21 protein-coding genes and 7 tRNA genes are annotated in these 21,906 nt (G+C 71.9%); 9 read left to right on the forward strand and 19 right to left on the reverse strand.

The annotated features are described in order from the left end of the window. Positions 1–48: 48 nt before the first annotated feature. The 3 genes from thrS to ABZ862_RS22970 form a co-directional block, all read right to left on the reverse strand. Positions 49–2,025 (reverse strand): threonine--tRNA ligase, encoded by a 1,977-nt coding sequence (gene thrS / locus ABZ862_RS22960; RefSeq protein ID WP_360960903.1) that lies wholly within the window; start codon positions 2,023–2,025, stop codon positions 49–51. Positions 2,026–2,116: 91 nt separating this feature from the next. Beyond that, positions 2,117–3,334 carry a hypothetical protein gene (locus tag ABZ862_RS22965; RefSeq protein ID WP_360960905.1) on the reverse strand — a complete coding sequence of 406 codons (1,218 nt, stop codon included), beginning with the start codon at positions 3,332–3,334 and terminating at the stop codon, positions 2,117–2,119. Further along, positions 3,331–3,897: a DUF4365 domain-containing protein gene (locus ABZ862_RS22970; protein ID WP_360960906.1), complete on the reverse strand. Its 567-nt coding sequence runs from the start codon at positions 3,895–3,897 to the stop codon at positions 3,331–3,333. The genes ABZ862_RS22965 and ABZ862_RS22970 overlap by 4 nt, the downstream gene beginning before the upstream one ends. A gap of 182 nt (positions 3,898–4,079) precedes the next feature. Between ABZ862_RS22970 and ABZ862_RS22975 the strand changes: the two genes are divergently transcribed. Beyond that, positions 4,080–4,805, forward strand: a complete 726-nt coding sequence (locus tag ABZ862_RS22975; protein WP_360960908.1) for a 3'-5' exonuclease — start codon at positions 4,080–4,082, stop codon at positions 4,803–4,805. Between the two features lie 145 nt (positions 4,806–4,950). Here ABZ862_RS22975 and ABZ862_RS22980 read toward each other — a convergent pair. The 8 genes from ABZ862_RS22980 to ABZ862_RS23015 all read right to left on the reverse strand — a co-directional run bounded on the left by ABZ862_RS22980 (position 4,951) and on the right by ABZ862_RS23015 (position 13,023). Continuing rightward, positions 4,951–5,022, reverse strand: a tRNA-Val gene (locus tag ABZ862_RS22980). Positions 5,023–5,073: 51 nt separating this feature from the next. After that, positions 5,074–7,812, reverse strand: a complete 2,739-nt coding sequence (locus ABZ862_RS22985; RefSeq protein ID WP_360960910.1) for a Tat pathway signal sequence domain protein — start codon at positions 7,810–7,812, stop codon at positions 5,074–5,076. A 91-nt stretch (positions 7,813–7,903) separates the two neighbouring features. Next, positions 7,904–8,527 carry a hypothetical protein gene (locus ABZ862_RS22990; RefSeq protein ID WP_360960912.1) on the reverse strand — a complete coding sequence of 208 codons (624 nt, stop codon included), beginning with the start codon at positions 8,525–8,527 and terminating at the stop codon, positions 7,904–7,906. 10 nt (positions 8,528–8,537) lie between these two features. Further along, positions 8,538–9,467: a carbohydrate ABC transporter permease gene (locus ABZ862_RS22995; RefSeq protein ID WP_360960914.1), complete on the reverse strand. Its 930-nt coding sequence runs from the start codon at positions 9,465–9,467 to the stop codon at positions 8,538–8,540. Then, entirely contained in the window at positions 9,437–10,393 is a 957-nt protein-coding gene (locus ABZ862_RS23000) for a sugar ABC transporter permease (RefSeq protein WP_360960916.1), read from the reverse strand. The genes ABZ862_RS22995 and ABZ862_RS23000 overlap by 31 nt, the downstream gene beginning before the upstream one ends. A 121-nt stretch (positions 10,394–10,514) precedes the next feature. Then, positions 10,515–11,801, reverse strand: coding sequence for an extracellular solute-binding protein (locus ABZ862_RS23005; RefSeq protein ID WP_360960918.1), 1,287 nt, complete (start codon positions 11,799–11,801; stop codon positions 10,515–10,517). A 624-nt stretch (positions 11,802–12,425) separates the two neighbouring features. Continuing rightward, positions 12,426–12,497: transfer RNA gene (locus ABZ862_RS23010), tRNA-Val, on the reverse strand. 64 nt (positions 12,498–12,561) lie between these two features. Beyond that, positions 12,562–13,023, reverse strand: coding sequence for a TIGR02611 family protein (locus tag ABZ862_RS23015; protein WP_360960919.1), 462 nt, complete (start codon positions 13,021–13,023; stop codon positions 12,562–12,564). A gap of 192 nt (positions 13,024–13,215) precedes the next feature. Here ABZ862_RS23015 and ABZ862_RS23020 point away from each other — a divergent pair, with 192 nt between their 5' ends. Both ABZ862_RS23020 and ABZ862_RS23025 read left to right on the forward strand, forming a co-directional pair. Next, positions 13,216–13,629 carry an SsgA family sporulation/cell division regulator gene (locus tag ABZ862_RS23020; protein ID WP_360960921.1) on the forward strand — a complete coding sequence of 138 codons (414 nt, stop codon included), beginning with the start codon at positions 13,216–13,218 and terminating at the stop codon, positions 13,627–13,629. Between the two features lie 289 nt (positions 13,630–13,918). Then, complete coding sequence (locus tag ABZ862_RS23025; RefSeq protein ID WP_360960923.1) at positions 13,919–14,479, forward strand: CGNR zinc finger domain-containing protein; 561 nt, start codon at positions 13,919–13,921, stop codon at positions 14,477–14,479. Between the two features lie 114 nt (positions 14,480–14,593). Here the strand turns inward: ABZ862_RS23025 and ABZ862_RS23030 are convergent, their stop codons facing one another. Both ABZ862_RS23030 and ABZ862_RS23035 read right to left on the reverse strand, forming a co-directional pair. Continuing rightward, a complete protein-coding gene (locus ABZ862_RS23030; protein WP_360961209.1) occupies positions 14,594–14,737 on the reverse strand; it encodes a hypothetical protein in 144 nt (47 codons plus the stop codon). A 231-nt stretch (positions 14,738–14,968) separates the two neighbouring features. Further along, positions 14,969–15,412 (reverse strand): hypothetical protein, encoded by a 444-nt coding sequence (locus tag ABZ862_RS23035; protein ID WP_360960925.1) that lies wholly within the window; start codon positions 15,410–15,412, stop codon positions 14,969–14,971. Positions 15,413–15,616: 204 nt separating this feature from the next. Here ABZ862_RS23035 and ABZ862_RS23040 point away from each other — a divergent pair, with 204 nt between their 5' ends. After that, positions 15,617–16,150 (forward strand): DsbA family protein, encoded by a 534-nt coding sequence (locus tag ABZ862_RS23040; RefSeq protein ID WP_360960927.1) that lies wholly within the window; start codon positions 15,617–15,619, stop codon positions 16,148–16,150. A gap of 68 nt (positions 16,151–16,218) precedes the next feature. Here the strand turns inward: ABZ862_RS23040 and ABZ862_RS23045 are convergent, their stop codons facing one another. The 3 genes from ABZ862_RS23045 to ABZ862_RS23055 form a co-directional block, all read right to left on the reverse strand. After that, positions 16,219–17,040, reverse strand: coding sequence for a GNAT family N-acetyltransferase (locus ABZ862_RS23045; RefSeq protein ID WP_360960929.1), 822 nt, complete (start codon positions 17,038–17,040; stop codon positions 16,219–16,221). 340 nt (positions 17,041–17,380) lie between these two features. Then, on the reverse strand, positions 17,381–18,202 hold the full coding sequence (locus tag ABZ862_RS23050) for an aminodeoxychorismate lyase (protein WP_360960931.1): 822 nt from the start codon (positions 18,200–18,202) through the stop codon (positions 17,381–17,383). Beyond that, positions 18,199–19,242: a chorismate-binding protein gene (locus tag ABZ862_RS23055; RefSeq protein WP_360960933.1), complete on the reverse strand. Its 1,044-nt coding sequence runs from the start codon at positions 19,240–19,242 to the stop codon at positions 18,199–18,201. Before ABZ862_RS23055 ends, ABZ862_RS23050 begins: the two co-directional genes overlap by 4 nt. A 178-nt stretch (positions 19,243–19,420) precedes the next feature. On the opposite strand from ABZ862_RS23055, the gene ABZ862_RS23060 reads away from it, so the two are divergent. The 5 genes from ABZ862_RS23060 (at position 19,421) to ABZ862_RS23080 (ending at position 19,928) form a co-directional block, all read left to right on the forward strand. Further along, a tRNA-Gly gene (locus ABZ862_RS23060) sits at positions 19,421–19,493 on the forward strand. A gap of 37 nt (positions 19,494–19,530) precedes the next feature. After that, positions 19,531–19,604, forward strand: a tRNA-Cys gene (locus tag ABZ862_RS23065). A 1-nt stretch (position 19,605) separates the two neighbouring features. After that, positions 19,606–19,677 (forward strand) — tRNA-Val (locus ABZ862_RS23070). Between the two features lie 48 nt (positions 19,678–19,725). Further along, positions 19,726–19,797, forward strand: a tRNA-Val gene (locus ABZ862_RS23075). Between the two features lie 59 nt (positions 19,798–19,856). Beyond that, a tRNA-Val gene (locus ABZ862_RS23080) sits at positions 19,857–19,928 on the forward strand. Between the two features lie 68 nt (positions 19,929–19,996). Here the strand turns inward: ABZ862_RS23080 and ABZ862_RS23085 are convergent. The 3 genes from ABZ862_RS23085 to ABZ862_RS23095 form a co-directional block, all read right to left on the reverse strand. After that, a complete protein-coding gene (locus tag ABZ862_RS23085) occupies positions 19,997–20,275 on the reverse strand; it encodes a zf-TFIIB domain-containing protein (RefSeq protein WP_360960935.1) in 279 nt (92 codons plus the stop codon). 93 nt (positions 20,276–20,368) lie between these two features. Next, a complete protein-coding gene (locus tag ABZ862_RS23090) occupies positions 20,369–21,307 on the reverse strand; it encodes an aminoglycoside phosphotransferase family protein (protein WP_360960937.1) in 939 nt (312 codons plus the stop codon). Between the two features lie 356 nt (positions 21,308–21,663). Further along, positions 21,664–21,861 carry a hypothetical protein gene (locus ABZ862_RS23095; protein WP_360960938.1) on the reverse strand — a complete coding sequence of 66 codons (198 nt, stop codon included), beginning with the start codon at positions 21,859–21,861 and terminating at the stop codon, positions 21,664–21,666. Between the last annotated feature and the right edge of the window lie 45 nt (positions 21,862–21,906).

Here is a 21,906-nt window from a genome sequence, read left to right on the forward strand (position 1 = left end):
CCCCGGGGTACTCCCGGGGGCCCTCCGGCACGGCGGCCCGCCGCCGGATCAGACCTGCGCCCGCTCCTCGACGACCTTCACGATCTTCGCGATCGCCTCGTCGGAGGGGATGCCGTTCTCCTGCGAACCGTCGCGGTAGCGGAAGGACACCGTGCCCGCGTTCATGTCGTCGTCGCCCACGATGACCATGAAGGGCACCTTCTGCTTCTGGGCGTTGCGGATCTTTTTCTGCATACGGTCCGAGGAGGAGTCCACCTCGACCCGCAGCCCCTGCTTCTTCGCCTCGGCGGCGAACTTCTCCAGATACTCGACGTGGGCGTCACCGATCGGGATGCCGATCGCCTGGACCGGGGCCAGCCAGGCCGGGAAGGCGCCCGCGTAGTGCTCCAGCAGGACCGCGAAGAACCGCTCGATGGAGCCGAACAGCGCGCGGTGGATCATGACCGGGCGCTGCTTGGTGCCGTCGGCCGCCGTGTACTCCAGGTCGAAGCGCTCCGGCAGGTTGAAGTCGAGCTGGACCGTGGACATCTGCCAGGTGCGGCCGATGGCGTCCTTGGTCTGGACGGAGATCTTCGGGCCGTAGAAGGCGGCACCGCCCGGGTCGGGGACCAGCGGCAGGCCCTGCTTCTCGGCGACCTGGCGGAGGGTCTCGGTGGCCTCCTCCCACACCTCGTCGGAGCCGACGAACTTCTCCGGGTCCTTGGTGGAGAGCTCCAGGTAGAAGTCGGTCAGACCGTAGTCGCGCAGCAGGTTGAGGACGAAGGTGAGCGTCTTGTCGAGCTCGTCGGCCATCTGCTCACGGGTGCAGTAGATGTGCGCGTCGTCCTGGGTGAAGCCGCGGGCGCGGGTCAGGCCGTGCACCACGCCGGACTTCTCGTACCGGTACACGGTCCCGAACTCGAAGAGGCGCAGCGGCAGTTCGCGGTAGGAGCGGCCGCGCGCGTCGAAGATCAGGTTGTGCATCGGGCAGTTCATGGGCTTCAGGTAGTAGTCCACGCCCTCGTCGAGCTGCATGGGGGGGTACATGCCGTCGGCGTACCAGTCGAGGTGCCCGGAGGTCTCGAAGAGCTTCCCCTTCGTGGCGTGCGGGGTGTAAACGAACTCGTAGCCCTCCTCCTCGTGGCGGCGGCGCGAGTAGTCCTCCATGACCCGGCGGACGATGCCGCCCTTGGGGTGGAAGACGGCGAGGCCGGAGCCGATCTGCTCGGGGATGGAGAAGAGGTCGAGTTCGGCACCGAGCTTGCGGTGGTCGCGCTTCTCGGCCTCGGTGAGGAAGTCGAGGTACGCCTTCAGCTCGTCCTTGGACGGCCAGGCGGTGCCGTAGATGCGCTGGAGCATCGGGTTCTTCTCGCTGCCGCGCCAGTAGGCGGCCGCGTTGCGCATCAGCTTGAACGCCGGGATGAGGCGGGTGGAGGGCAGGTGGGGACCGCGGCAGAGGTCCTTCCAGCACAGCTCGCCGGTCTTGGCGTCCAGGTTGTCGTAGATGGTCAGCTCACCGGCGCCGACCTCGACGTCGGCGCCGTCCTCGGTGGACGCGGAGCCCTTGAGGCCGATCAGTTCCAGCTTGTACGGCTCGTCGGCGAGTTCCTCGCGGGCGGCCTCGTCGGTGACGACGCGGCGGGCGAACCGCTGGCCGCGCTTCTGGATCTCCTGCATCTTCTTCTCGACGGCCTTGAGGTCCTCCGGCGTGAACGGCCGGGCGACGTCGAAGTCGTAGTAGAAGCCGTCCTTGACCGGCGGGCCGATGCCCAGCCTGGCCTCGGGGAAGATCTCCTGCACGGCCTGCGCCATGACGTGCGCGGTGGAGTGGCGCAGGATGTTCAGGCCGTCCTCGGAGGTGATCTCCACGGGCTCGACGGTCTCGCCGTCCCCGACCTCGTGGGCGAGGTCCCTGAGCACTCCGGCCACGCGCGCGGCGATCACCGAGCGCTCGCCGGCGAAGAGGTCGGCGGCCGTGGTGCCCGTCGTCACCGCGCGCTCTTCCCGCTCGGAATCGCGTTGGATGATCACACGGACTTCTGACACCGGTCTCTCCTGACTGCGGGGTGGGTGCGGCGCCATACCAGGAGCGCGCGCAGAACGGAATCGTACCGACCCCGCCCCCCCGAGTGCGAAATCATTCTCCTTCGCAGCCGTCCTCGAAGCAGTCCGGACTCTCCTGGAGGAACTTCATCAGCCGGTCCTGCTCGGCCTCGTCGACCTGCACCGGTACGACCTCCCGGGCGCCTGTCAGCCTGCGGAAACCGCCCCGGCTCTCCAGCCGCCCGTGCACCCGCACCGGCAGTCCGGCGAGGTGGGCACGGCCGGCGGTGCGGTAGTCGTCCTCGTCCAGGGTGAGCCGGACGTGCGGCACCTCGGCGCCGCCGATCACCCGCAGCCGTACGCTGCCGGGGCCGCGCGGGCCCGACCGGCGCAGCCGGACCACGGTGCCGGTGATCCGGACCGCCACGGAGGGTTCCTCGCGCAGATAGCGGGCCCCGGCCTCGCGCAGCGCGGGCAGGTCGCCGGGCGAGAACTCGACGGGCCCGGAGGTGGCCGCGCAGCCCTCGGGGACGCCTTCCGCCGGGGCCCAGTCGACGGCGATCCGGGCGCCCTCGGTGCCGCGTACCAGGGCGACGACGGCCTCGGTGAGCTCACGGCTCACGCCCGCCTCCACCGCGCCGTCGAAGGCGTCCATGCCGCCGGTGGCCCGCTGGTAGTCGACGGCCTCGCGGGCGGCGTGGAGGGCCTGGTGGAGCATCAGGGCGAGCGGGCGTCCGGTGCCGACGGGCACGAACGCGGTCAGCCGGCGTCCGCCGGACGCGGCGCCGACCAGGACGTGATCCAGCAGGGCGGCGGCCGGGCGGCGGTGCCGGGCGCCGTGGTATCCGGCCCGCGCGCGGGTGGCGAGCGCTCCGGCGAGCAGCAGCTGCCGGGCCGCCGTGCGCAGCTGTTCCTCGGCGGTCCAGGGCGAGGCCCCGGCGGGTCCGGCGGGCGCGTCGCGCCACCAGCGGATCTCGTCGCTGGGCACGGCCAGGGCGGTGAGCACCTCGCGGGCGGAGGGTGTGCCGCCGCGGGTGAGGGCGACGAGGGCCTCGCCGAGCAGGTCGTCGCTGTCGGGGAAGGCGCGGCTCTCCGGTACGAGCAGGCTCGTCCCGTCGCCGCCGGGGCCCGGCGGGGTCCAGCGGCCGTAGCGTCCCGGGGCGCCGCCGCGGCGCTGCCAGCCGTGCCGGTGCAGCAGGGCGGCGAGCACGGCGGGATCGACCTCGGCGGGGTCGGGGGGACGGTGCCAGGAGGGGTCCGCCGGGTGCGGACGGACCTCCCTGAGCGGCTCGTCCAGCGGGCGGTGCGTCATGGCCGGCCTCCCGTCCCGACCCGCGTCATGATCTCGCACAGCGCCCGGTCGTCGAAGATGCGGGCGGTCGGTATCCGCACGGTGGTGCGGGTCCGGCCGGTGACCGGCTGTCCGGCCAGGTTGACCCAGTAGCAGCAGTGCCGCAGGTCGAGGCGGTCGTGGCTGGCGCGCAGCCACTCGTCCTGGGACCGGGGCACCAGCATCACGACGAGGATCTTGTGCACGGAGACCGGGGTGCGGGCGAGTTTGCGCAGATGGTCGTTGTCGAGGGTGAAGGAGAAGAAACGTCCCGGCGGGTCGGGCGCTATCTGGTACGTGCATTTCAGCTGCACCTTGATGGTCACCTCGTCGTCGACGGTGTGGCCGGGCGCGCTGTGGCTGACGTGCCAGTCGATGCCGTTGTCCGGGAAGGGCTGCGACAGCGAGCATCCCGCCGCCGCCGCGACCGCGTGCAGATAACCCACCTGCAGTGTCTCCATGCAGGCGGTGGTGGCGAGCGTGCCGCGCCGGGGGCCCGTGCGTTCGGGCAGCAGCCCGCCCCGCTCGGGCTGCGCTATCGCCATGACCGACAGCCTTCCGTGAAGCCGTGTGTTGTCCCCGCAGCGGGCCGCTGAACTGCGCAGACCCGCATTCCTGTTGTGTCCTTCCGGCGTACGGCGCAAACGGCCCGGGTATCACCAAACAGGCAGAAGCAGGCAGAAGACGGTAAGTCAGCTGCTCTGGGTGAACGAGGAGTTGTGGTGGCATGACGAGTTGGTACGAGGGGCCCATGGCGGCCTTCGACACGGAGACCACGGGCGTGGACGTCGAGACCGACCGGATCGTGTCGGCCGCCGTCGTCGTCCAGGACACCCCGGGCGCCCGGCCGCGGGTCGTCCGCTGGCTGGTGAACCCGGGCGTGCCGGTGCCCGCAGCGGCCACGGCCGTGCACGGGCTGACGGACGGTCATCTCCAGCGCAACGGCCGCTGGCCCGCGCCGGTGGTGCACGAGATAGTCCAGGTGCTCGCCGAGCAGGCCACGGCGGGCCTTCCGGTGGTCGTGATGAACGCGCCCTTCGATCTGACGCTGCTCGACCGCGAACTGCGCCGCCATCGCGCGTCGTCGCTCGACGTGTGGTTCGGCCCGGAGCCGCTGACGGTGCTCGACCCCCGGGTCCTGGACAAGCACCTGGACCGCTACCGCAAGGGGCGGCGCACCCTCACCGACCTGTGCGGGCACTACGGCGTGACGCTGGACGGGGCGCATGACGCCGCGGCGGACGCGCTGGCCGCGCTGGAGGTGGTGCGGGCGGTGGGGCGGCGGTTCGCGGCGCGGCTGGAGCGGCTCTCCCCCGCTGAGCTGCACACGCTGCAGGCAGGGTGGCACGCGGGGCAGGCACGGGGGTTGCAGGCGTGGTTCGCGCGGAGCGGGACGCCTGAGATCGTCGACACGTCCTGGCCCGTGCGGCCGGGGCTGGCGGCGGCGGCCTGAGCGGCCCGCTTCCGGTGGCCCGGTCGCGGCGGTCCGGCGGCCCGGTCGCGGCTGACACCGGCTGCGGGTGCGTTGCGGCTGGTCACGCCGGAGTTCTCCGTGTGCGCGAAAGGCCGGTCCGCGGTGCGGACCGGCCTTTTCCCGGTGGGCGATACTGGGTTCGAACCAGTGGCCTCTTCGGTGTGAACGAAGCGCTCTCCCACTGAGCTAATCGCCCGGGAACGGACTGAACAATACAGGGCTCCGCGGGCTTCCCACAAACCGCTTCCTACGACGGCATCCGGTCGCCCAGGAGCGCCAGGACCTCGATCGCGGCGAGGCCGTAGAGGGCGGTGTCGTTGGTGGAGACCCAGCTCGCCTCGCTGCCGGGGACCAGGGTGAGCGGACCGGTCAGGTCCTCCGTCTTCCAGGGGGCGGACTCGGTGTAGCCGTCGGAGGAGGTGAACTTCGCCCACGCGCGGGTGGCGAGGGCCGGGTCGCCGGTCTGCACGGCGGCGTAGGCGTCGAGGCGCGAGTGGCCCTGGAAGAGCAGGAGCGTGCCGAAGTTCGTGCCGTAGCGGGCGGCCTGCTCGGCCTTGGTGGCGTTGAAGTAGCGGCAGTAGTCCAGGTAGGCGGACCTGAAGGCCGGCATGTCCACGAGGTGGATCAGTTCGGCGCACAGTTCGTTCAGGCCGAAGACGGCCGACAGGTGGGACACCGACACCACCGGGGTGTCCGCCACGGCGAACCTCCCGGTGTCGAGGTCGTAGAGGCCGCTGCCCTGGACGAAGCCGTTGGGCTGGGCGGCGATGGTCTCCATGGTGGACAGGACGCGCGCCCTGGCCTTCTCCCACTCGGGGCCCCGGCGTTCCCACTCGGTGAGCCAGGCCGACACCAGGCCGCTCCAGTCGGTGCCGAAGCCGATCGACAGGGCGTGCCGGTCGGGGGTGTACGGCTCGGTGCGGATCTTGCGCAGCGGGTCGAGGACGAGGAAGGTCTCGTCGGAACCGACGTTGGCGTGCATGAGGTCGCCGGTGCGTTCGTCGCCGGTGAGGAAGTGGTAGAAGCGCCGGTAGGTGGTATTGGCGATGCGCTGCTGCTTGGCGCTGTCGGCGTAGTGCTGGACGCCGTGCCGGGTGCCGAGGCCCGCCCAGCGGCCGAGGTGGTAGACGTCGACCTCGCCGGTGTGCCGGGTCATCGCCTCGGCGAAGCGGAAGATGTCCGCGCGGCCGGAGCGCAGATAGGCGTACCAGAGCCACAGGTCGGGCGAGAGCTCGGAGTTGTCCCAGGCGTAGCCGCCGATGTCGTAGCGCCATACGTGTCTGACGGTGTCGTAGGTGTGCATGATGTCGCCGTAGTCCCAGAAGCCGTACCAGCGGCGCATCTCCACCTGGTCCTTGTAGTAGGTGAAGAGGAAGTCGAGGTGGTCCTCGATCCTCGCCCTGGCCGGGGTGGAGCGGTCGGGTTCGGAGTAGAGGCCGGGGCCGAAGACCTGGGCCCTGATGTGCTGGGCGGGCGGGGCGGCGAGCTGGGGCAGGACGCGTACGGCGGCGGCCTGTGCCGCGAGGGTCTCGGGGCTCGGGGTGGACGCGTCGGCCCAGAAGAGGAGTTCGGAGGTGCGGGCGATGCCGTAGGGGGTGCCGAAGCCGGGTTCGTAGTCCTCGTAGGTGATGTTGAGGCCCTCGAGCTGTTCGGCGTAGGTGTCCTGGCCCATGCCGTCGTGGTAGAAGCGCAGGTCCATGGGCTGGGCCTCGGGCGACCAGAGCCAGAGGGTGACCTCTGCGGCGTCGGTGTGGGCGCCGCGGACGTCGAGCTGGGCGGGGTGCTTCTCCCAGAAGTCCCGCAGGCCGAAGGAGAGTCCGCCGCTCGCGCCGCCGACGTAGCCGAACCCGGAGGCCCGTCCGCCGCCTCCGGCGCCGATCCAGCCGTAGCCCTTCGTGGTGCGCTTGCGGACGGTGAAGCCGTCGGCGGAGAGCTGGGCGAGGGTGTAGTCGCCCCAGTGCGGGATGTACGGGAGGCGGGTGGTGACGCGCTGGTCCCAGGTGGCGGGGTCGGGCAGCTTCTGTCCGGCGTACTGGGCCGCCTGGACGGCCGCGCCGGGGTCGCGGCGCAGTCCGGTGATGCCCTGGACGGCCTCGCGCAGCAGGCCGGTGCCCTCGCCGCCGAGGCGGATGTGCCGGTCGTAGGCGGCGTCGCGCATCGGGACGGTGAAGCGGACGCCGAGGCCGCGGACGAAGTCGCCGCTCGCCCTGCCGGGTTCCTGGGTGCCGTCGTAGGTGACGGTGTGCACCATGCGGAAGGAGTCGGCGCCGGCATAGAAGTAGAGGCGGATCGAGAACGGCAGCAGGCTGCGGCTTCCTCTGCGGTGCCTGCCGTCGACGCGGACGACGGCGCGGACCGGGCCGTCCTGTTCGACGGTGACGCCGGAGATCACGCCCTCGAAGCGCTCGGTCCGCACCGTGCCCTCGTCCTCGTCCTCGATCTCGGGCTGGCGGAGCAGGACGAGGCGGCCGTCGCGGGCGATCTCGGTGCCGCCCCGGGTGACGGACCTGATGAGGGTGGCGCCGCTCCTGCCGATCCGTACGGTGACGGCACCGGTCGACACGGTGAGGGTGCCGCCGCCGCGCTCGACGGTGACCTTCTCCCCGGGGGCGGCCGGGGTGCCGGCGGCGAGGGTGAGCGTGCCGGTGCCCGAGGCGACCGCGTGCGCGGTCCATTTGAGGGAGCCGTCGGGCCACTGGGCGAGCGGCCAGGACTGTACGGGTACGGCGTCGCCGTCCGCGTCGGTGAGGGCGAACTCCTGGTCCGCCGGGAAGGCGCCCATCGGCCACGGCACGCCGACGGTGGAGCCGGGGGCGGCGCCGAGGCCGCCGTCCTCCAGCCAGTCCAGGGTGACGGGGTCGGCGGCGGAGGTCCCGGCCGCCGGTGCGGCCTGGGCGTCCTCGCTCCCGAGCGCCCAGCTGAACCGGGCGGCCGCGGAAGCCGTGGCGGCTGCCTTGAGGAGGGTTCTGCGGGGGATGGGGGACATGGTCTTCCTTTCCGGCGCACGACTGAGTGAATAGTCAGGTTCATGACATAAGAAGGTCGACGGCACCGGCCGCGGGGGCGTGCGTACCTGCTCAGTGACGCTGCCGGTACCGCTCCTCCACGGCGACGGCCGCCGCCGCGACGGCCCCGAGCGCGGGGACCGCGAGCGGTGCGATCGTCAGGGCGCAGCAGCCGACCAGCACCGCGCCCCCGACCAGCAGGAAGGACCCGGCCGGGTCCAGGACGGTACGGCGGGCCGCGGCGGCGAGCAGCGCGCGCCAGGTCTCCTGCGGTGTCCACACCGCCGCCGCGCGCAGCCCGGCGACGGCGGCACCGATCAGGGCGGCCGGCCCGACGGCGCCGACGAGCGGACCGCCGGGCAGGCCCGCCCGCACGGCCTGGACGTCGACCGCCACCGCACCGGCCGCCGCCCATCCGGCGAGCCCGACGAGCCAGCCACCGCGCAGCGCGGTCCACACGTCCCGGACGTACTCCCGCAGGCCGCCCCCCTGGTGGGTGGTGCGGCGCCGCAGATGGCGGGCGCCCGCCGCGAACGCGGCCGGAACCGTGACGATCCCGAGGGAGGCCACCGTGATCCACACCCCGGTGAGCAGGACCTCGGCGAAGAGGGCGAACCGCTCACCGATCACCGAGTCTCCGCGTGCCCTGGTCCGCGCTCCCGCCCGTGCGCGTGCCCGCTCCGTGGCGGGGTTCATGGTGCCCATCTCAGCCCTTCAGTCCGGAGGTCGCCATGCCGTCGATCAGATAGCGCTGGAAGGCGAGGAAGAACAGCAGCACCGGCAGCAGCGCCACCAGCGACATCGCGATCATGCCGCCGTAGTTGGCGGCCACGCCGTCGGAGTCGCGGAACATCATCAGGCCGAGGGAGACGGTGTACTTGCCGGGCTCGTTGAGATAGATCAGCGGGCCCATGAAGTCGTTCCAGGCGTTGATGAAGGTGAAGATGGCGCTGGTGATCAGTGCCGGGCGGCACAGCGGCAGCACGATCGACCAGTAGATGCGCAGATGTCCGCAGCCGTCGAGACGGGCCGCCTCGTCGAGTTCGCGGGGCAGTCCGCGCATGAACTGGACCATCAGGAAGACGAAGAACGCCTCCGTGGCCAGGTATTTGCCGATCAGCAGCGGCGCGTAGGTGTTGATCCAGTGCAGCTTCTGGAACATCACGTACTGCGGGATCAGCAGGACGTGGTACGGCAGCAGGAGGGTGCCGATCATCAGGCCGAACAGCAGGTTCCGTCCGGCGAAGCGGATCCGGGCGAAGGCGTACGCCGTGAGGGAGCAGGAGATCAGCACGCCGGCGACGGAGCCGAGCGCGTAGAACAGGGAGTTCTGGAAGAAGGTCCAGATCCTGATGTCCGCTATGCCGTCGGCGAGGCCCTTGAAGTTGGCGAGGACGGGGTGGGCCGGGAACAGCTGGAGGCTGTTGATGATGTCCTTGCTGGGCTTGAAGGACGCGCCGATCACCCAGACGACGGGGTAGAGGATCACCGCGAGGAGCAGCAGGGCGCCGAGGTGCCAGGCCAGCGAGCCCGCTCGTCCGCGGCCGAGGGCGCCGGCCAGGGGCCTGCGGGTACCGGTCAGGGGCTTCGGGGTGGTCGCGGCGCTCACCGGGCGTCCTCCTCGTAGTGCACCCATTTCTTCTGGGACCAGAAGAGGACGGCCGTCACCAGGGCCACCGCGAGCAGCAGCATCCAGGCCATCGCGGCGGCGAAGCCCATCTGGGAGTTCTTGAAGCCCTGCTGGTAGAGGTAGCAGGTGTAGACGAGCGTGGCGTCGGCCGGGCCGCAGTAGGTGTTGGAGACGACGTAGGCGGAGCCGAAGATCTGGAAGGAGTGGATGGTCTCCAGCAGCACGTTGAAGAACAGCACCGGGGAGATCATCGGCAGGGTGACGTTCCAGAACTTGCGGAGGGGCCCGGCGCCGTCCATCTCGGCGGCCTCGTAGAGCTCCCTGGGCACCTGTTTGAGACCGGCGAGGAAGATCACCATGGGTGCCCCGAACTGCCAGACGGTCAGCGCGACCAGGCTGTAGAGGATCCAGTCGGCGTTGCCGACCCAGCCGCCGACGGGAAAGCCGAGGAAGGACTGCGCGCGGTCCACGACGGCGCCGTCGGAGAAGATCGAGCGCCAGACGAAGCCGACGGAGACGCTGGCGCCGATGAGGGAGGGCGCGTAGAAGGCGGCCCGGTAGAAGGCCTGGCCGCGGCGGCTCTGTGCGAGGAGCAGGGCGACGCCGAGCGCGAGGAGCAGTTTGAGCGGGGTGCCGATGACCACGTACTTGGCGGTGACCTGCACCGATTTCTGCCAGCGCGGGTCGTCGAACATCGTGGTGAAGTTGCGCAGGCCGACCCATTTGGGGGTGTTGAAGAGGTTGTAGTCGGTGAACGCGAAGTACAGCGAGGCGACCATGGGGCCCGCGGTCAGGAGCAGGAAGCCCGCGATCCACGGGGACATGAAGAGGTAGCCGGCGAGGTTCTCCCGTCGTCCCCGCCGCCGTCCGGGGGCGGCGGGGACGACGTGGGCCTGCCGGGATGCGGGAGCGGAGTCCTGGACGAGCGTCACGGAGGTTCCCCTCGGGCTGGTCAGACGGGCGGACGGACGGGAGGGGCCGGACGGGCCGGACGGACTTCACGGGCCCGGCGGGGGTGGCGGGCCTCACGGGCCCGGCGGGCCCGGTCGGCGGTCATGCCTGGAAGGCGGCGTCGGCCTCGGTGAAGAACTGCTTCACCGCGTCCGAGACCTTGGTCTTGCCCTGGCCGAGGTCGCCGCCGAGGCGCAGGAACGCGGCCTCGGTGGTGTCGGCGCCGGACGGGTGCGGGGTGATCGTGCCGAGGACGCCGGCCTTCTGGGTGTCGGCCTCGTACTGCGCGATCTCCTTGCTGACGGGGTCGGCCGGCTTGAACGCGTCGTACTGCTCGGTGGCGGCGAGGATGCCGCGGTCGTAGCCCATGATCGTGCCGACCTCGGGGTCGTGGACCATGAAGTCGATGAACCGGGCGACCTCCTCGGGGTGGGAGGTGCGGGCCGAGGCGCTCAGCATCAGCGAGGCCAGGTACTGGCCGGTGTGCTTGCCGTCCATGGTGGGGATCGGCGCGAGCCCGTAGGTGCTGTCGCCCTCCGAGGAGTAGCGGACGGTGAAGTTGTCCCAGGTGAACTCCGAGGCGCCGTGGCCCGCGGAGAGGGAGGACTTGGGGAGGTCCTGGGAGACCGTCTTCGGGTCGGTGACCAGGCCCGCCTTGACCCGGTTGTAGCCGTCCTGCCACCACTCCGTCAGGTCGGCCTTGTCGAAGCCGAGCCCGTCCTCGGTGAAGAACGCCTTGCCGTTCTGGCGGAGGTAGAGGTCGTAGAGGTACATGATGCTGAAGTAGCCGGTGTCCCCGGGGATCTTCGTCCGGTCGTGGATGGTCTTCAGCGCCTTGAAGTACTCGTCCCAGGTCCAGCCCCGCTGCGGCTCGACGCCCGCCTCCGCGAAGACCTTCTTGTCGATGACCAGCGCCATCGTGTTGGAGCCGACCGGGACACCGAGCTGCTTGCCGTCGACCCGGCCGACCTCGACGACACCGGGGCGGAAGTGATCGAGGCTCAGACTGCCTGCCTTCACCTGGGAGTTGAGGTCGAGCAGAATGCTTCTCCTGTCGTACTTCCGGAGAAATCCCACGGCATTCTGGAATACGTCGGGGGGATTTCCGCCGGCGGCCTGCGTCTGGAACTTCTCCCAGAACGATTGATACGTCTGGAAGTCCGTTTTGACCTTGATGGCGGGATACTTCTTCTCGAAGAGCGCGATGGTCCGGTTGATCTTCTTGGCCCGCTCCTCGGCACCCCACCACGAGTAACGGATCGTCACCGTGCCGCTCCCGGACCCGCTGTCCCCGCCACAGCCCGTCGTCACGCCGAGGCCGAGCGCCGCAGCCGAGCCCCCCGCCGCCTTGAGGACCGTCCGCCTCTCGACACTCCTGCTGGTTCCCACCGTCGATCCTCCTCGCAGCGTCATTGCCGCTCGCCTGAACCGCGCTTGCGTGAATCGTTTCAAGTAAGCGCTTGCTGCCACAAGTTACGAAGGGGTGGGGGGTGCGTCAATGATTCGGACAGGATTTTCTCTCCGCAGTGGGTGCCGCCAACGACCTTCCGGTGGGGTCGAGTTGGCCGTGTGCGCAGGTGGGATCGGGTACGGCCGACCGGTCGGACGGGGTGGGGCCGGCGACCGGAAGATGCCGGGGCGGGACGCCCGCCGACGGGCCCTGGCGCGGCTGACGCGGCGCTGCGGGACGGCCCTGGCACGACCCCGGCGGGAGGGATGCGGCGCGGGCGGGCGGCGGCACGGGACGGGCACCGCGGGGCGCACCGCGGAGGGACGTGGGAGGAGCGCGGCAGGACGTGCCACGGGCGGGACGCGGGACGGGCGGCAGGGCGCACCGCGGGGGCGCGGGACGGGTACGGCAGGGTACGGCCCGCGGACAGGACGTGGGGCGGGCACGGCGCGGCAGGGTCAGGCGCGGGTCCGGCGGGGCGGGGTGAGGCGCGGGTCCGGCGGGGCGCGGGCGGGCATGACAACGGCCCGCCGTCTCGATGGCCGGCGGGCCGTTGTTCCGGGTGGGCGATACTGGGTTCGAACCAGTGACCTCTTCGGTGTGAACGAAGCGCTCTCCCACTGAGCTAATCGCCCCGGTGCAGAACGTACATTACCCCATGTCACCGGGTGCCTCCGCACGCACGGCGGGGGCGGGACCTCACTGGTCCCCGACGGTCCAGGGCATCACGAAACCGAACTTCCACAGGTAGATCCCCGCCAGGCCGCCCGCGATCAGCAGGCCGACGGACGTCAGGATCAGATTGCGCCGCCGCACCCTGGGGTCGAGGGCCTTCTGCGCCGCCTCGGTGACCTTGCGTTTCGTCCAGCGCAGGACCAGCTGCGCCCAGACGAACTCGGTCGCCCAGATCCCGATGCCGGCGAAGATCACCACCCAGCCCGGACCCGGCAGCGGCAGCAGGACGACCCCGAGGCCCACGACGGCGAGACCGACCACGAAGACGCCGACCTGCCAGCTCAGGTGCAGCATCCGGCGGGACCTCACGAAGTGCGGTGCCCGCGAGCCCAGCCGCCGCTCCGAGCGGCCCTGACGCGCCCTCCCGGCCCGCGTCTCGTCCGGCGCCACGGCCGCACCGGCAGACCTGTCACTCCCCGTATTCATACGGCCAAACTTTACCGTAACGAAACCGGTCACCGGAATGGTCGTACCTCCCCACAGGGGTCGTCGGCCGGAAGAGTTACGTAAAGACAGGCAAAACACTCAGAGGGGTTTACAACGGCACTGTAGGTGGCATGTCGATTTCGCCGACGTGCGAATCCCCGAGCGCACACTGAGCGAAAGGCCCTGGCGCTTATGAACACCACGGTCAGCTGCGAGCTGCACCTGCGCCTCGTTGTGTCGAGCGAGTCATCCCTGCCTGTCCCCGCAGGCCTGCGGTACGACACGGCCGACCCTTACGCCGTGCATGCCACCTTCCACACCGGAGCCGAGGAGACCGTCGAGTGGGTGTTCGCCCGCGACCTTCTCGCCGAGGGGCTTCACCGTCCGACGGGCACCGGCGACGTCCGCGTCTGGCCGTCCCGCAGCCACGGTCAGGGCGTCGTGTGCATCGCCCTGAGCTCCCCGGAGGGCGAGGCCCTGCTGGAGGCCCCGGCACGGGCCCTGGAGTCCTTCCTGAAGCGTACGGATGCCGCCGTGCCGCCCGGTACGGAGCACCGGCACTTCGATCTCGACCAGGAGCTGACGCACATCCTGGCGGAGAGCTAGGTCGAGGACACCTCGAAGCTGCCCGGTGCCGTCGACTCGGGGAGACGGCTCGGGCCAGGACAATCGCATACGGTACGCAATCCGGCGCCGCCCCCTGGGCGGCGCCGGTTCGCGTGCCGCCCGGAGGTGCGCGTGCCGCCGGAAGGTGCGTGTGCCGCCGGAAACCTTCGCGCACGATGCCGAACGGCACCGGAACCCTTGCGGTCGGGGCGGTGTCGGCCCGGAAAGCACTACCATCGGCCAGCATCGGCGGGCGGCCTGCCCGACCCCCCATGCCTGGGAGCGAAACGTGCTGATCACCCATGACACCCGGTGCGCGCTCGACGCTGTGGTGGATCTGGTGAACACCGCGCCGGAGGACACCTCGGCGCCGGACGGCCTCGCGGATGTCGCGGCCCTCGAGGTCTTCCTGCGCAGACACGACATCAGCGACGTCGGAGTGCTGTCCGAGTTCGACCTCTCGGCGGTCCGCAAGGTGCGCGGCCGGTTCGCCGCGGTCTTCGCCGCCCCGGACCCGCGGACGGCGGCCGGGCTGATCAACGAACTCGTCGCCGCCGCGGGCACCACCCCGCATCTGACGGACCACGACGACTACGACTGGCATGTGCACTACTTCGCGCCGGGCGCGTCCGTCGCCGACCACCTCGCCGCGGACTGCGGGATGGCGCTGGCCTTCTTCGTCGTGGCCGGGGAGCAGGAACGTCTGCGGCGCTGCGAGGCCCCCGACTGCCGGCACGCCTTCGTCGACCTGTCCCGCAACCGCTCCCGGCGGTACTGCGACAGCCGCACCTGCGGAAACCGACTGCATGTCGCCGCCTACCGCGCACGGCGCAAGGAAGCGGCGGGCTGACCCACGTCCCGGAGACAAACCGGAAAAGGGCCGGATCCGAGCCCTCGCCCGGAGCGGGCCGGGTCCCGATGCCGACGTCAGCCCGGCGGGTACGCCGGGGCTGACGTGTACGGCTCACAGCAACAGCAGGTCGTGCAGCGCAGCCATGAGGAGCAGGCTCCCGATCACCGCCAGGAAGATCATCAGCGGTGGCTGGGAGAGGGCGAAGAGGCACCCGCGGGGCTCGTCCTTCGGCGGCGCGGCCTCGCTCTGTTCCATGTCCAGCATCTCGCCGCGATGATGGACCAGCCGAGACCCCCTCCGCGATCAACACGCCCGATATGCGAGGGAGTTCGCAGAATTCCGCAATGTCCGGATCATGTCTGGATCATTCGCCGACGAGTGGTGAACACTTCGTGCGCGGTGACGACGTTCTGTGTCGTTTCAGTGGATCACGTCGGCAGACCCGCCCACGGGTGTCACGCGATCTTCACCGGCCGTGCCCGACCGTCATATGCCGTGCTTCTTGAGGATGGCCTCGATGTCGCTGAAGTCGTCCCCGGCACCGGTCGGCGGTGCGGCTGCCGGGCGGCCGGTCCGCCGGGCGGCAGGACCGAGCGAGGGCACGGAAGAGGCCGGAGCGACCGCACCGCGCTGCTCACCGGCGCGCGCGGATCTGCGCTCCTGGCGGGTGCCGCCGCGGCGGCGCTCCACCGCGCGCGTGGTGGCGAACAGGACCCAGGCACCGCCGAGCACCCCGAAGCCCGCCCAGGCGACGGGACTGAACGCGGTGTCGGCCAGCCAGCCGACCACACCGGTCATCACCAGGCCGATCGGGATCAGGGAGTAGGCGGCGATCCGGGCGGCCGCGAGGAATCGCTTGCGGTACGCCGTGACCACCGCGACACCCAGGCCGGCCGCGGACACGGCGGAACACACGGTCTCGGCAATCATCCGGTCCTCCCGGCAGGTCTGGGCAGCGGCGGTTCGTCTCTTCCATCCTGCACCGACCGGTCGCTCCGATGCCATCGTCCGGCCCGAGATCAGGGACATCTCGGGGTCGTCTCGGGGTCGTCCCCACCCGGGGCACCGGGTGCCGGGTGACCGGCGTCGTCCCTGATGAGGCCGTGCCCGCTCCGGCCTGGAAGACTGGCGGCCATGAACGACTCCCCCGCAGCCTCCACCGCACCGTCCCCCGTGGCCGTCCTGGACGTGTGGTGCGAACTCCAGTGCCCGGACTGCCGCAGCGCCCTGGCCGACCTGCACGCCCTGCGCGACCGTTACGGCGACCGCCTGGAGGTGCGGCTGCGGCACTTCCCGCTGGAGAAGCACCGGCACGCCTTCGCCGCCGCGCAGGCCGCCGAGGAGGCTCTGGAGCAGGGCAGGGGCTGGGAGTACGTGGCGGCGGTGCTCGGCCGGGTGGCGGAGCTGGACCGCCGGGGCGAGTCCTTCCTGGTCGAGGTGGCCCGTGAACTGGGCCTGGACGCCGAGGAGTTCGACACGGCCCTGATCGACGGACGGCACATCCTGATCGTCGACGCGGATCAGGCCGAGGGCAAGGCGATCGGGGTGACCGGCACACCGACGTATGTCATCGGCGGGGAGCGTCTGGACGGCGGCGAGAGCCAGGAAGGGCTGCGCGAGCGCATCACGGAGATCGCGGACCGGCTGCTGGCGGCCGAGCGGACGTGACGGTTCGCCGCCCCGGCGTCCCCCGCCGCCCCCGGCGTCTCCGGACGGCTGCCCGGTCGGCCAGGGGCCTACAGGAACTTGTGGAGGTGGTACGCCTCCGTCTCGTACCCCAGTGAGGCGTAGAGCCGTTCGGCCGGGACGTTCCCGGCGAAGACGTTGAGGCCGATGTGCTCGCGGCCGGCCTCCGCGGCCTGTGCCTCGGCCAGCAGCATCAGGGTGCGGCCGTGTCCCCTGCCCCGGTGCTCCGGCCGGGTCGCGACGTCGAGGACGAACGCGGTCCTCGCCCACAGCCCGAGCCACAGCATGCCGACGGGGCTTCCCCCGTGCTCCAGCACGCTGACACGGGCGTCCTCGGTGGCGAGCCCGTCGGGCAGGAGAGCCTTCCGGCTCGCGTCCCATCGGGCGTCCGCCTGCGACTCGGGCACCCCCGAGGAGGTCAGACCGCGCGTGTACCGCTCCCCCACCTCCGCCCGCCAGGGGCCGAACTCGGCCTCCGTCATGGGCCGTACGGCGCTGCCGGGCGGCAGCGGGGCCGGGGTGCCGGTCAGCCGCTTGGTGAGGTTCCGGCTGCGCACCGCGTACCCCAGTGCCGTGGCGAGCCGGAGCGCGGCGGCGGAGTCGCCGGGCACGGACACCTCGGCGCGCCCGCAGCCCCAGCCGCGGGCGATCTCCTCGGCCGCGAGCACGGCCACGGTGCCCCGGCCGCGTCCGCGGTCCGGCTCGTCGATGTGCAGGTCGGCGAAACGGGCCACGGCGGGGCCGTAGTGGGGGTGTGTGGACACCACGAGCCCGCCGACGGGGCGGCCGTTCACGCACACCCGGTACCGGCGCGAGCGCGTCCCGTCCGCATGGTCCTGGAGCGGCTCGACGGGCCGCAGGGTCGTCGTCATCAAGGGTGTTCTACCCGCCGCCGGGCCGCCCGTCATCCGGTTTCCCCGGAGCCGGATCCGGCGGCGGACGGCGGTCCGGCCCCGACCCGGGCGCCGGACGCCGCGCCCGCGGCGCCCGCGAGGTGCCGGGGTCCGGCGACGGCAGGGCACCCTCGCGACGGAGCCGAGACCGGGTGACGGCGGTCCGGCCCCGTGACGGCGGCACCGGGGCGGCGGGGCGGCGTGCGCCCCGTCCCGGTCCGGCCCCGGCAGGGCGGCCTCCGGCGGCGAAGGGGCCCTGCCTGCCGTTGTCGCGGTCCGGCATCGGCAGGCGTGGCTTTCCGTGGCCGCGCACCGTGGTCTACGGGTCGAGGTCCTGCCCGGACCGCTCGTCGAAGACGCTCATCGCCTTGGCCGTCACCGGCCCGGGCGCGGCGGGCAGTTCGCGGCCGTCGGTCCGGTGCACGGCCTGGATGTCGCGCAGGGTGGAGGTCAGGAAGATCTCGTCCGCGCGTTCCAGGACGTCCAGCGGCAGATCGGTCTCCCGGGCCCCCGTCCACTCCAGGGTCAGTGCGCGGGTGATCCCGGCGAGGCAGCCGGAGGCGAGCGGCGGGGTGTGGATCTCGCCGTCGAGGACGACGAAGACGTTGGACCCGGTGCCCTCGCAGAGCTGCCCCACGGTGTTGGCGAACAGTGCCTCGGAGGCCCCTTCCCGGTGCGCGCGGGCGAGGGCGACGACGTTCTCGGCGTAGGACGTGGTCTTGAGGCCGGTGACGGCGCCGCGCTCGTTGCGCACCCACGGGACGGTGACGACGGCCGTGCTGTCGGGGCGGCGGCCGGCCTCGCCGAGGGCGACCACGAGGGTCGGACCGTGGTCGCCGCGGTCGGAGCCGAGCGGGCCGTGGCCGCCGGTGTAGGTGATGCGCAGCCGGCCCAGCGCGGCGGGGTTGGCGTCGAGGACGGCGGCGCAGGCGCGGCGCACCTCGTCGAGGTCCGGGTCGGGCAGGCCGAGCCCGCGCGCGGAGCCGGTGAGCCGGTCCAGGTGACGGGTGAGGGCGAACGTGTTGCCGTGCATCGCCTTCACCGTCTCGAAGACGCCGTCGCCCACGGTCAGTCCGTGGTCGAAGACGGAGACCCGGGCGGAGTCGATGTCCCGCAGCCCACCGTCGAGCCATATCTTCACGTGAGGGTCCCTTCTTCGGCCTCGTACGTCCCCGACGCTATCGCGAGCAGCCGGGACGCCTTCAGTTCGGTCTCCCGCCACTCCCGCTCGGGGTCCGATCCCCAGGTGATCCCGGCTCCGGTGCCGAACCTGAGCCGGCCGGCGGCGCGGTCGGTCCAGAAGGTGCGGATGCCGACGGCGAGCTCGCCGGTTCCCCGGTCGGCGTCCACCCAGCCGACGGCGCCGCAGTAGGGCCCGCGCGGTGCGGTCTCCAGGGCGGTGATGATCCGCAGGGCGCTCGACTTGGGGGCGCCGGTGACCGAGCCGGGCGGGAAGGCGGCGGCCAGCAGCTCCGGCCAGCCCGCGCCGGGCCGCAGTTCGCCGCGCACCGTCGACACCAGATGGACCAGGCCGGGGTGTTTCTCCACGGCGCACAGGTCGGGCACGGTGACGCTGCCGGGGACGCAGACGCGCCCGATGTCGTTGCGGACCAGGTCCACGATCATGACGTTCTCGGCGTGGTCCTTGGGCAGGAGGTCCGCCTCGGTGTGCCCGGTGCCCTTGATCGGGCCGGACTCGACGGCACGGCCCGCGCGGCGGAGGAAGAGTTCGGGGGAGGCGGTGGCGACCTCCACTCCGTGTGCGGGCAGCCGGACCGTTCCCGCGTACGGCGCCGGGTTGCCGCGGGCCAGCAGCGCGGTGAGCGCGTCCACGTCGGCGCCGGGGCCCACGGGTGCGGACAGGACGCGGCAGAGGTTGGCCTGGTAGACGTCACCGGCCGCGATGTGCTCACGGACGCGCCGTACGCCCGTGAGGTAGGCGGCGTGGTCGAGGGACGACGTCCAGTCGCCGGGTGCGGGACCGCGCCAGGCGCCGGGGACCGGGGCGGGCACGGGCTCCCGCCGTACGTCCCGGAAGCGGGCACAGGTCAGGCCGCCCTCGAAATCCGCGCAGACCGCCCAGAATCCGGTGGAGTCGAGCGCCGCGGGATCACCGGTGACATCGAGGAGGCCGGTGGCGACGCGGTCGCCGAAACGGGCGAGAGGCGGCAGGTGGGGCACGGTGCCGAGTCTAGGACGGGTGTCGTCCGGGTGACGGCGCCGCGTCCCGCGGGTGCCCCGGGTCACGGCATCCGGCGGGCCGGGCGCAGCACGCTGCACAAACGCGTTTTTGTGCTGGCCCGGGAATCCGCTAGAGTTCAACACGTCGCCGGGACGCTTCAGCGGACCGTGCCGACAGGCGGACGTAGCTCAGTTGGTAGAGCGCAACCTTGCCAAGGTTGAGGTCGCGAGTTCGAGCCTCGTCGTCCGCTCGAAGGAAGCGGGGGGATTCTGCTCCCCCGCACTCCTGGTGGAGTGGCCGAGAGGCGAGGCAACGGCCTGCAAAGCCGTCTACACGGGTTCAAATCCCGTCTCCACCTCCAAGGACGATTAGCTCAGCGGGAGAGCGCTTCCCTGACACGGAAGAGGTCACTGGTTCAATCCCAGTATCGTCCACTGGTCCACGGGGTTCCGGCCTGCGAGGATCCGGCCCCTGGGGCACCCGCGCGATTAGCTCAGCGGGAGAGCGCTTCCCTGACACGGAAGAGGTCACTGGTTCAATCCCAGTATCGCGCACGCAGTACGGCCAGGCCGTGGCACGCGAGTGCCGGACGGTCGGGTCACCGCAGCGACAAGGACGATTAGCTCAGCGGGAGAGCGCTTCCCTGACACGGAAGAGGTCACTGGTTCAATCCCAGTATCGTCCACCCACCGAGAACCCCCGGCCGTCCGGCCGGGGGTTCTCGTCGTACGGTCCGTCCGGGGTTCGGCCGGCTCAGCTGGAGAACAGCATGTGCCCGAAGCTCTTGTGGCGGTGGTGGCCGCCGTGTCCGCCGTAGTGGCCGCCGTGCGGGGCGCCCCAGACGGGGGCCGGCGGGGCCGCCGGGTAGGCCTGCGGCGGCGGGGCGGGCTGGGACCACTGGGACTCCAGACGCGTCAGCGCCTCGAGCTCGCCGTAGTCCAGGAAGATGCCGCGGCAGCCGCTGCACTGCTCGATCTGGATGCCGTTGCGGTTGTAGGTCTGCATCGGCGCATGGCACTTCGGACACTGCATGGTCGGCTCAACTCCTCGCCGTTCGGTGCGGCTTCGTTCTCCGCAGCTCGTTCCCCCGGGACAGACTCCGTCCGACCCGTGGTCGGTTGCACCCTACTCGGGGAAAACGCCGCCGGGCCGGGGCGGATGAGCCCCCATCCGGTCACAGGCGTCGATCACGCACCGCTCCACCTCGTCCGGCGCCCGCCCCGCCGCGACCGCTCTGACGACGGCCAGGGCGGCGGTCTGCACGGTGAGGGCGCGGGCCGCCACGTCCAGGGCGGGCCACGGATCGCCGTCCGCGGGTACGGCGGGACCGCCGGCGGCGCGGTAGGCGGTCAGGAAGCGGGTCCACTCGCCGGGCGGCAGCAGTCCGCAGGCGTACCAGGCGGCGGGGCGGGCGAGGTCCCAGGCGGCGGGGCCGGTGCCGAGGTCGTCGACGTCGATGAGCCGCCACGGGCCGTCCGGGGCGGGGTGGCGCACCAGTTGGCCGAGGTGCAGGTCACCGTGGCAGAGGACGGCGGGACCCGGCATGGGCGCCTCGGCCCGGGCCCAGCCGGGCAGGGCTGCCCAGGCGCGCAGCACGGGCGCGGTGGCCGGGTGCGGGCCCGCGGCGCGGAGCCTGGCCACCGCCCGGGCGGCCTTCGCCGGGCCGCGCATCGGCGGTAGCGCGGTGGTCACGGGGCTGCGGTGCAACCGGGCGAGGAGCCGGGCCGCGTCCTCCCAGGGGGCGGCGTCCGGGTCGTCGGGGTCGACGGGGCTGCCGTACGGCCACAGGGTCACGAGCCGGTCGCCCAGGACGGCCGGGGCGGTGCCGAGGGGGGCGAGCAGTATCTGCCCGAGGCGTGCGGCGACGGTCAGACGCAGGGTCAGCTCGGCGGGGTCGGTGCGGGGGGCGTGGGCCTTGGCGACGGCACCGGCGTGCCGGACGACGGTGGCGTCTGGCCGGTCGGCGAGGGTGACGGTCGCGGCGCAGGAGACGCAGGCCGCGGACCGCGGGTGGGCGGCTGCCCTGGCCCGCTCACCGAGCCCGGGCAGCAGGTCTGCGGTCATGGGTCTCCCTGGGTACGGCGGCACTCTGCGGGAGCTTACGGCGATGCCCGGAGGGCCCGCGCTCCGTACGGCCACCGGGCCGGGGGCAGAACCACTGAGCCGCCGGGTCGCAGCACGGCCGCCGGGCCCGGACACAAGGTGACGGCCGGGACATCCGCGACCGCCTTCGGGCATCCCTGACGGCCGGGACACGCGGCACCGGCCGGGAGGCGTCCGGTGGCGGCCGGGGCATGGCAATGCCGGCGCAGCTCCCCAGCTGCGCCGGCATTTTTGCCGTCCGCCGCACCCCCGTCCCCACGGGGTTTCATGGATGGATGTCCCCGCCCGGACCGCTCTTCCGGGCCTGGGGTCGCCGCTCAGCGCCCCAGCATCACACCCACGGACGACGCCTGTGTGGCCACTGTCTCCCAGCCGTCGAAGACGACGAGGAGCAGGACCGCCAGGGGAAGGGCCATCAGTGTCGCCACCAGGGGGTGGCGGCGGCCCTGACGGCTGGGGCGGAACGCGGTGCGTCCCTGGGGGCGGAGCAGTGCCCGCGGTGCCGTGTGGGCCATGGTCCCTCTCCTGACCGTTTCTCGGTTGTCCCGGATTTCCCGGTT

The organism is Streptomyces sp. NPDC047000 (assembly GCF_040644295.1).
Classification (GTDB): Bacteria; Actinomycetota; Actinomycetes; order Streptomycetales; family Streptomycetaceae; genus Streptomyces.